This is a genomic window from Helicobacter sp. NHP19-003 (assembly GCF_019703305.1).
Classification (GTDB): Bacteria; Campylobacterota; Campylobacteria; order Campylobacterales; family Helicobacteraceae; genus Helicobacter; species Helicobacter gastrocanis.
In genome coordinates, this window is record NZ_AP024815.1 from 19,779 (window position 1) to 29,474 (window position 9,696).

General features: G+C 41.7%; 7 protein-coding genes. 2 read left to right on the forward strand and 5 right to left on the reverse strand.

Features of this window, described 5'->3' with window-relative positions; all coding sequences use genetic code 11:
- Positions 1-10: 10 nt before the first annotated feature.
- Positions 11-439, forward strand: a complete 429-nt coding sequence (gene tnpA, locus K6J72_RS07960) for an IS200/IS605 family transposase (RefSeq protein WP_034376438.1) — start codon at positions 11-13, stop codon at positions 437-439.
- A gap of 19 nt (positions 440-458) precedes the next feature.
- On the opposite strand, the gene K6J72_RS07965 is transcribed toward tnpA, so the two are convergent.
- The 5 genes from K6J72_RS07965 to K6J72_RS07985 form a co-directional block, all read right to left on the reverse strand.
- The gene (locus tag K6J72_RS07965; RefSeq protein WP_260320717.1) at positions 459-782 is read right to left on the reverse strand and encodes an outer membrane family protein; all 324 of its coding nucleotides are present in this window, start codon (positions 780-782) and stop codon (positions 459-461) included.
- Between the two features lie 1,158 nt (positions 783-1,940).
- Entirely contained in the window at positions 1,941-2,435 is a 495-nt protein-coding gene (locus K6J72_RS07970) for a tetratricopeptide repeat protein (RefSeq protein WP_260320718.1), read from the reverse strand.
- A 659-nt stretch (positions 2,436-3,094) separates the two neighbouring features.
- Positions 3,095-3,475, reverse strand: coding sequence for an SEL1-like repeat protein (locus tag K6J72_RS07975; protein ID WP_221281261.1), 381 nt, complete (start codon positions 3,473-3,475; stop codon positions 3,095-3,097).
- Positions 3,476-3,510: 35 nt separating this feature from the next.
- Positions 3,511-3,729 (reverse strand): hypothetical protein, encoded by a 219-nt coding sequence (locus K6J72_RS07980; protein WP_221281262.1) that lies wholly within the window; start codon positions 3,727-3,729, stop codon positions 3,511-3,513.
- Between the two features lie 393 nt (positions 3,730-4,122).
- Entirely contained in the window at positions 4,123-4,983 is an 861-nt protein-coding gene (locus tag K6J72_RS07985; protein WP_221281265.1) for an outer membrane protein, read from the reverse strand.
- Positions 4,984-7,271: 2,288 nt separating this feature from the next.
- Between K6J72_RS07985 and K6J72_RS07990 the strand changes: the two genes are divergently transcribed.
- Positions 7,272-9,092: an outer membrane beta-barrel protein gene (locus tag K6J72_RS07990; RefSeq protein WP_221281266.1), complete on the forward strand. Its 1,821-nt coding sequence runs from the start codon at positions 7,272-7,274 to the stop codon at positions 9,090-9,092.
- The last annotated feature ends 604 nt before the right edge of the window (positions 9,093-9,696 follow it).

Genomic DNA, 9,696 nt, shown 5'->3' on the forward strand with positions numbered 1-9,696 from the left:
AGGTAGAGCTATGAAAGAAAACCATTACAAACTCAAAGGCTATTTGTCCACAAACAGGAGCAAACATAATCTAAAAGCCCATTTGATTTTAGTGTGTAAATACAGAAAAAAGTTGCTCGTAGGAGATGTGGCTATTTTTATAAAGTCTGTGCTTGAAGAGATAGAGGAAAGTTCAGATTTTATCATCATAGCAATGGAGACAGATAAAGATCATCTACACCTGATGATTCAATATATCCCTAGGGTGTCTATCAGTTCCATTATCTTGCGGATCAAGCAGATGACTACTTATAGAGTTTGGAGAGAACCAAGATTTATCCCGTTCTTACGCAAGCATTTTTGGAAAGAACAAAAATTTTGGACAGATGGATTTTTTGCCTGTTCCATAGGAGAAGCTAACCCAGAAACCATCAAAAGATACATAGAAAATCAAGGGTAGGGGGCATTCATCCCACCCGCTAAAGACGAGTGGGATTTCTGCCGGAGAGTCTTAAATCTCCAAAATCATAACTGATCGAAGTCATCACATAGCTACGATCTTGCGTGGTGGGGGCAAATTTAGGGTTAGGCGCACCAAAGTAATCCACTTTATAGCCTCGATGCATCCTCACTTCATAGCCATTGAAGCGTAGCATTAGGTGGATGTGCTTGCCTAAGTTGTATTCACAAGTGAGTCCCAAACTTTGGGCATTGGCTCTCGGAGAAAAGGTGAGTTTACCCAGCAAATACCAAGAGAAATCATGAAACTTACCCCCCCACTCTAGCGTGCAAAGTGAAGGCATTGGCATCGTAAAGGTTGGTGTTTTTACAGAAGAAAAGCAAAATCCTATCCACTCCATTTCCCTTTGAGCCACCGAATAAACAAGTAAATAATGAAGGTCTGTCTTGGATAATACTACACAATCCTGCATAATAAACTAAAAGTAAACACTCGAAAGTCAATATTTTCTTGGATTTGTCCTCCAAATCTTTGAAATGTTCATCTTCACCAGATCGTATCAGGACTGGGATTGGAGACAACGACAAACTTAACTACGCCCTTATTTCTGCTCACAACGATGTGGTCTCTGCCCATCAGCCTTTGAAGCATTATCCTGACCGGATTAAGGAAACTTTGCTCAAAATACAATGCCTTTGCCCAATTTGCTGGGGATGTGCCCGCTATGCAGGATGGGATCACAGGGCTATGGGGGACGGAGCGCAATTTTTCTCCTGTGATGTGATCGCTATGAGTACGAACATTGCACTCTCACACAACATCTTTGATGTTGTATTTTACCACTCGCGCCCTAAAACCCCTAGCTTTAGCTGAGTGGATTATCAAGGGATAAGCCCTTGAGGCTTTAGACATCAACCTTGGCCCAAGAAACACAAGACTCTTAGCGAATGCTTCTGTTTGAAGCCGCAATTTCCGGCTCAAGTTAAATCCCCTAACTTGATTCTTTAGAAGTGCTTTATCCAGTGAGCTAGAAACAAAAGCGCAAATGGAGTCTAGGGGTTGCTGGCCTAAAAGAGGATTGCCTAAAAAACTTTCACGCAAATAAAAGTAGTCCAAGAGCAAATGGGGAGCTGGGACAAGCATATTTAGCATTATTTTACATTATGTTTAATACAATTTTAAATATTAATTATTGTATTAAATACAATTTTAAATATTGTCTATCTTTTCAAATAATTATAAACTAAACCCCAAGAGCGCAAATTTTAGTCGTGGTCAACAAAGGTTGATATAACCCTTAACCCTGCGAAAAGGGCACTGTGTTTTGCAACGGGCAGAGATTTATCCCGAAGCTTTTGCATAACAAGAGCTTTAAGACAACAAGAGATGGCCATTGTCAGCCCCATAGCCTTGCAATGATGCAAGGACCAACCAACTTCGGCGTTTGGAAGCACTAAAACAGCGAAGCGAATGCCCCCCTTGCCAACGCCTTGACAATTCTTCACAAACCATCTCTTATCAGGTCAACCAACTCGACCACTTGTCTTGGAAAAAGGTGTTTTGAAGATCCAGAAAACGGTTTATGGTTGCTTGTGCACTCTTTTTTATTGGCTTCACAAACCAAGAGAAAAAGCTCGCAAGCATCTTCATCTCCCATTTCACAGGCCCCTCCAAAATACTGCATTGCCATTATTTTGTCTTGATCTATCCCCCCTACACTGGCTGCTTTTTTGTAGTAATGCAAGGCTTTTTTGAGATCGTGCGGAACACCGCGCCCATCCTCATACAAGATTCCTAGATTGTTATAGGCCTCAGCACTTCCCATGCTGGCTGCTTCTTCAAGGTATCTTAAAGTTTTGACATAGTCTTTGTTTTCGAAGGCCTTTTGGGCTACTGAGATGTAGTATTGACCTGCACCCTCACCAGCGGACGCGCCCACCAAGAAACATGCGCCCACCGCCACCGCCTTGAGCATAATTCCGACTATGTTTTTCATCTTGCTTCCTTTAATCTACTCTCGTTGACCTACTCCTATCTACTAGTTCACCCACTCCCCTGGCCAATAGAGAACCAAAAAAACTTTAAAAAATGCTTAATTTAGTCTGTTTTTGTTGATTAAATAACAAAAAAGTTTCATTTAGATACATTTTGTTCCCTTGCAACTGGAAAGAAGTTGCGCAATCCTTGCGTTAAACCAGACCATTAGGCAAATCTGATTTGTTAACTTGCCGCAAAAGCTCGCTACAAAGTGCCACTAAAATCCACATCACCCGAGCTGAATGGATACAGAAGTGGCAAAAAGAGATGGGAATCGATTTTAGGCTTGAATCGTGTTGACACACTCCCCATAATCAAAGTTAGGGGATTTAACTTGAGCCAGAAATTGCGGCTTCAAACAGAAGCATTCGCTACGAGTCTTGTGTTTCTTGGGCCAAGGTTGATGTCTAAAGCCTCAAGGGCTTATCCCTTGATGAATCCACTCAGCTAAAGCTAGGGGTTTTAGGGTGCGAGGGGCAACCAAACACACAAACACCTAATCCCATCTAGGACCCGCAGGCTGGGCAAAAACCCCCAAGAGCACACCGGCACCCCTCTCCCGGGTTGCTCTTGCAGGAGATTATTTTTGGTTTTTCATGCCGTCCAAATTAAAAGCACTCAAGGTATATACTGATTGGACTCGACACTTCCGATACTCTGATCCTGATAGGGTTCTGTGCCTTCAACATCTTGACAACCAAATTGGCGATTCAAATCACAAGCTTTTTGAAAAAAATACCGTGCCATCTTTTTGTCCTGTCCAAACCCAGTGCCATAGACTCCATTTTTATACATCATCGCTAAGTTGTAATAACCCCTCGCATCCCCCAACTTTGCTGCTTCTTGAAAGTTTTGCAGAGCCTTCAAGTGGTTATTGTTCTTGCGCGCTTCTAAACCAGTCTTAAGATACCGATCTGCTTTTTCATTTGCATGAATCCAGCTCAGGCACAACAAAACTGACAGCACCACTTGACCTGCTTTTTTTAACAACCCTTCCATTGGCTCTCCTTGAAAAAAGAAATACCAACCATAGTTTAGCCAAAAAAGAACAAGGAAGGTAAATTAATAGACAACACAACCCTAAAAAAACCGTGCATTAAGTCTGTTGGGTAAAAAGGCTTACTGCAACCCACATCCAATTCTCTAGCTGTAGCAATCACCTCTTGATAAAACCCTTTGCGTTGTTCGGGATTCATTGTCGTAACCCGTTTGTGAAACTCAACCGCATCATCGGGGTAAGTGCCAAGCTTCACGCCCTTTTAGCAAAAAATCTCTCTTGGCAAACGCAACGCGTTTGTTTTAAAAGATGGGATGGATGCCACCCATGCGTGGGGTGCTCGCACACATCTGTGTCTCGTGCAGGGAGTGCGTGCAAAGGACACCTTTTAAGAGACGATGGGCGCGGCTTACAGAATGCAGGGTAATCTTAAACTCTGTCAAATCCCGCCTTCTAAGCACGCCCAAAGTCTTGACACCTTGGAGCCCCACATTCCATGCGCATAAGCCCCACTCGAACACAATAAAATAAACAGCTTTCTTCTCCTTTTAAAGAGAAATGTTGTTTGATGATGCTCCAGGAAGGCACTAAGAAAGTCATTGAAAATTCCAAAATCCCCTAAGTGTCAAAACTCATCTGGACACTGAGTTTAGAAACTGATCACATAATCAATGAATGCGGCTACATCGCGTCTAAAAACAATGGTGTCTTTGCTGTCGACTTTAAGAAATCGTCCCACCGAATAAGTCCCCTTGCTGGTATAGTAGGGATCGTCGATCACAGGAATACGCACCCCCATTTCAATGCCCTGATGTTTGTTAACATTAAATCTAAAACCCACATTAACAATCACTTGTACGAAGTTGGGCGTGTAGGAAGATTTGAGGCCGGGATAGTATTTGTCATTGATGCTTGCCTGCTTATCAAAAAATTGATTCAGTGTTACGCATCCACTAGGTTCCCCATGTTGATAGACACCAGCCCAGTGGCAATATTTATCCTTGCCCATTGACCAAGAGCTCCCTCCAACCATCACTCCCGCAAAGACCCCAAACGAACTCTCATTATTATCGTAGAAGTTATAGAGCATATCTATCCCCCCTCCATAAAAGAAATTACGGGCACTTAAATCAGCCACAACAAATCGGGGATCGGATTTATAGCTACTAGTGGAATTGACATGCCCTCCTTGCCCACTAAAAAACCCATAAAAGCGCAATCCAAAATGTTTTTCTTGTCCAAAAAACATTTTAAACCCCGCTTGGACATTCCCCCCATAGAGATTGCCTCGATAGGGATTGGTGGTCTCGGTTGTTATACTAGGCATCCCCGGGATTGTGTATTGTGTTGAGGTGAATTGCGCAAAGCTACCCGAAACATACGAATACTGAAATCCGCCCCCTATAAACACGCCATTTTTTTCTGCACATAGTGGGACATAGAAAGCGCCAATCCCTAAAACAAGAGCACTAAATGAGAACAGAACATTGGGTTTTTGTCTAGATGCCATAATAAAATCCTTCAATCCACCTTGCAAAATCTCTTGTAGGTCCAAAGGCAAAAATTATGTGCAAATTCGAAACATGGAGGATAATACCAAAAAAAGACCATATCTCTTTTAAAGCTCCACTTTTTAGCCTTGTTTGTCTATGCTCTATCTGTAAAAATCAATTCAACTTTGATGCCAATGTTTTAAACTATAGAGGTACACAGATGAGCCACTTGACTGGCAATATCTACTCGCCATGCATCGGGCAGAATAGCGGCCTTGAAGTCTATGGCAAATCTGCAAACTTCACATGCCCCGTGCTGATCGCCAAACCTTGATCCAACACACTTTTTCTTGGCATGCCTCTTAGCGACCAAACACACAAGAAACACATATCCCACCATTACGCCTTTAAAGACAACAACGATGCAGAATAAGTTACCCTGCTGCACCAAATAAGTGTCTTGGACACAAAATACAGATGGACTAAAGTTGCCCAAATGAGCGATGGCATGCTAAAAGCCATCAAAACAAACTTAAAAGAGAGATCATCGATTCATATTCCCTGCAACTAGGACAGGGCAACTTGCTGGCAATAGCAAGCTCTGATCTCTAGCAAAAACCAAAATATGAGTTGTCCGCTGCAATAGGCATTACAAACCCACAATCCGCTACAACAGACATTGGTATACCGCATATCACACAATCCATTAAAAGAATGGGGATAAATGGGTAGAGACTATCGTATAAAGTAGGACTTTACATTAAATAATTCAAGCAATATTAAATATAATTTTAAATAATACTTAATATATTTAATGATGTTTGAAATATTGATTATTTGTATTTATTATATTTTTAAATATATCCTAATTTTCTATTTTTACCACAATTCTTAGCTATACCATTGTGGGCTGTTATGAAGACATCCAGGTATCCATACAAATGAAATGGCACACTGGTTGGGAATACAAATGTATGAGTTCATTTTTAAAATGGGGGGCTTTGGATCTATGGGGGATTTTTGGTTGTGTGCATGTCCCATCAGGTGTGTTTGCTGCGCCCACAGAGCACAGATGGTGGATTTGTCCATGTTTGCCCTGTTCCAAAATAAGAAGTCTTGACATACTCTCGCACAACTAAAGTTAGGGGACTCTAACTTTAACACAAATTGCAGTTTCAAACAGGACAGCTCCGTTTGGAGTCTTGTTATCCCTATTACAAAAGTTGATGCCCCAACCCCAAGGGCATTGCCCCTTGATTGCGCCGTTGGCATTAGCACAAGCCTGCCAATGCTAGCCTTGATCCGCCCAGCTAAAGCTAGGGACTTTGGGGCGCGAGTGGTAAAAAAACAACACACACTTTGTGGGGATGTTGCATGCGGGCCTGATGCTTGTAGCAGAAAACGGGCGAATAGAGCCTATTTTGCGCGAGTTTATGTGCGCTTTGGCGGCCCCGAGTGTAGCGCGCTCTTGCCATTGCCAAAAACCCCGATTTTGGATTTAATCCAAGCCACAATTCAGGCCAATTTAGACCAAATACAATAAAAGTTGCACCCACAACACGCTTTAGGCATGGTCTTGGCATGCAAGGACTACCTTAGACAAATTTCGCACGGGCAAAGCATTTACATGGAACCCATTGATGAAGAACGCTTAGTTAGACTCGGCTTTCTTGCGCTTTTTATATACCTTTGTGGCAACGCACCTGGTGTATGGGTTTTTGTCCATGGACACTCAAATGTTAAAAACTTGGCATTTTAGTGCCCTCCATGTATAATTTGGATTCTATAGTATTAAAGGAATTAGAAAATTCACACTATCACGGAATACCATAAAAACAACCATACTTGGGACTAATCACATTGCTGGGTTGGTTACCTAAAACACCCTATGGTGTGCGAGCGTGCGAACTTTCTATGCTCCTGCCCACCTCTAAAATCTCTTAGTGGGCAAATATATTGCCCACTAAACACTGCGGTGTCCGGGCAAATGCCCCTTTACTGAGAGACACAATGAAATCAACGGGTCTAATGTGCATGTCTTGATGCAACAACTGAAAAAGATGTGCTGGGCATTGATGCCTAGATCGCCTCCAATGATAGTGTCTGTGTTCTAATCCACCGCCGCCCCTCTGGCGTGGTTTGCTTGCCGTTGCTCTCCATACCGCAAGTTTATCAAAATAACTTGATCGCTCTCTCCCATAGGGGCATCTCACATCTAAAAATAATGGATAATAAGTGTTAATGTAGATTTGTTAGAGTATAAATGTTCTTGTGCTAAGTATCCCATTAGCGATAGAGGAGAAACATGAAAAGGCCCATAATGGGAATGGGTGTACTTCAGCGAGACCTGTTGTCTCTCTGTTTAGTGTTAACCCCTCTTTATGGTTACGATGTGCGTAATGGGGCGTATCTATCGGGCACGGTCGGTGCACAAAATATGGACACCACAACCAATACCCCTAGTGGCTCATCTACAATGCCCCTCAATAGTACAAATTTGCAAAGTAGTTTAAGCACCCATTTGCAAGAACTCATAGATAAGCTTCAAAGTCTAAATACCGATGCAGCACAGGTGGGTACAACGCTTAACATCACCAAAATCGATCCCATTGAAGCGCAGGCAACTCAAGCGCAAATCCAAACCTTAGAAGCCCAAGTTGCAACACAAATCGCCCAGTTGGAGGGCTTAATAGATACTAATCAACAGGCCTCTGCTAATGCCACAGATCAAAGCATTTTGCAAGCCTACAGTGCTATCTTGCAAGATCTTAAAAATGTAGACGCTTCGTTGGAGCAAGAGATCAATCAGTATAACCACAAGCTCATGGCAGATAAAAATGCTTTTGCCAATCAAACGAATCGCGTTATTGAAGAAAACAAGCAAGCACAGGCCACCTATGCACAAGATAAAAATACCTATGCCAACCAAACGGCCGTCTATAACGCCACCACTCAAGATTTATCAAATAATCTAAGCGCATGCATCGATTCGCCTCGGTGTGAAGGCTTGCCCAATTCTTACACAAGCGGACAAGTACAAGTTGCTCTTACACAAATGATGCGCAATGCTTATAACATTGTGTACAGCAACATGCCCTGGTTTTTTAGTGGTCCTTATAAAACCCAGACAAGCAAGGTAATCACCCAAAATGAGTGGGAACAAGCCGTTCAGGATGGAAAAAAAAGAGCTAGCTTTTGTCGCGATGTAAGTTGCATGAATAATTTTTATCATAAATTTGAAAAAGTCTTAGGACCTCTCAGTGGTTCAGGAGTATCTGCAGAACAAATCACGCGTGTCTATGCATGGTTTTACCAAACGGGCGCAGAAATTTTTCGTCTTGGGGGTCCTATTACACCCATTCGCTCTCTCATTATGGTCTATAACTACTATGTTGCCCTGGCCTCCATGGTGCCTAATTATGCTTTTTTTCCTCCTAGCACTACAAGTGTATTTGGACCACCCCCTACCCTCCACCAACAAGCCCTGCCCACTCCACCTACTTTGGGGTTAACCTACAAAGACTTAGCCTCTGCAATCCAAGCCGCCCAAAATAAACTTGACCAGCAAGGCCATGTAACTTCTATGCAAGGCACAATTAATTTGTCCCCCTTGAGTCGTACGATCAATAGTCTTTCTCGCCCCTTTGCCAATATTAATTGGAATGCAAATTTAGGCGTTGGATTTCAATACTTTTTCGCTAACCGCATTGGTATGGATGTCCACGCTAATTTGGGATATAGCTATCTCAATAGTCCTTTACTTAGAGAATTATCGGATTTCAAATCCTTACAGGGGTTTCTATGGGAAGCAGGAGTAGATGTGATCTTGGACCTTTTCATTTCCCGTGGACCTAAAAAGTGGTTTTCGGGTTTGTATGCGGGCGCAATGGGTACGGGGAATTACTTTTTTTTAGACGCTTTGGCTTCGCATGGCGTAACTTCCAACTACAATGTATTGTTCAATGCAGGTTTACGCCTTCAGATTGAACATAATATCTTTAAAGTAGGGATTATGGACCCTTTAATCGCCCGCTATATTGATATCAAAATGGGCAACAGCATCATCATTTTAGATGAAAATTATAAAGACATCGATGTCTATATTTCTTTTGCACATCTTTTCTAGTGGCTTGCAGACAACGATAAAACGCATGGGGATTGGGGGCTTAAAGAGGGTACTGACTTTCTATCTAAACACTAAAAAAGACTAAAAATAAAGGAACTCTCAAAGAGAGCCGCTATGGCCATCCATTTAATTTCACGGCTATTCTTGCATAGACACATAAAAAATATCTTAATGTCGATGCAAACTTTTGCTCTCATACGCCATGCTGATCTCTACTACCCATAGCCCCTACAACCGCTTTGAATCCCTCAACCATGTTCAAATACTCCCAACCCTAACCTTTCACTTACGAGTCTTTAGTTGCTCTAGTAAGCACAGATGACACCATCCATCCAAACAAAATTCAAGGCAATGTAAACACTATTAAATAAATTTTCTAATAATATTCAATATATTTAATACTATTTTAAATATTATTCACTTATATTAAACATCATATATAATATTGTTTATCTATATTTAACATCATTATAAATATTACTCATTTGATTAATTAAAATTTTTAATATTTTTTAATCGATTAAATATTATACTAAATTGTCGTTTGGGATTGTAGCTGGTTTTGCACGCTAATCCACCCATAAAACCAAAAACAAAGGTTCTC

Coding starts and splice junctions, on each gene's coding strand:
- K6J72_RS07990 (WP_221281266.1), top strand. CDS start 7,272: ATGAAAAGGCCCATAATGGGAATGGGTGTACTTCAGCGAGACCTGTTG.
- K6J72_RS07975 (WP_221281261.1), bottom strand. CDS start 3,475: ATGGAAGGGTTGTTAAAAAAAGCAGGTCAAGTGGTGCTGTCAGTTTTG.
- tnpA (WP_034376438.1), top strand. CDS start 11: ATGAAAGAAAACCATTACAAACTCAAAGGCTATTTGTCCACAAACAGG.
- K6J72_RS07965 (WP_260320717.1), bottom strand. CDS start 782: ATGCCTTCACTTTGCACGCTAGAGTGGGGGGGTAAGTTTCATGATTTC.
- K6J72_RS07985 (WP_221281265.1), bottom strand. CDS start 4,983: ATGGCATCTAGACAAAAACCCAATGTTCTGTTCTCATTTAGTGCTCTT.
- K6J72_RS07970 (WP_260320718.1), bottom strand. CDS start 2,435: ATGAAAAACATAGTCGGAATTATGCTCAAGGCGGTGGCGGTGGGCGCA.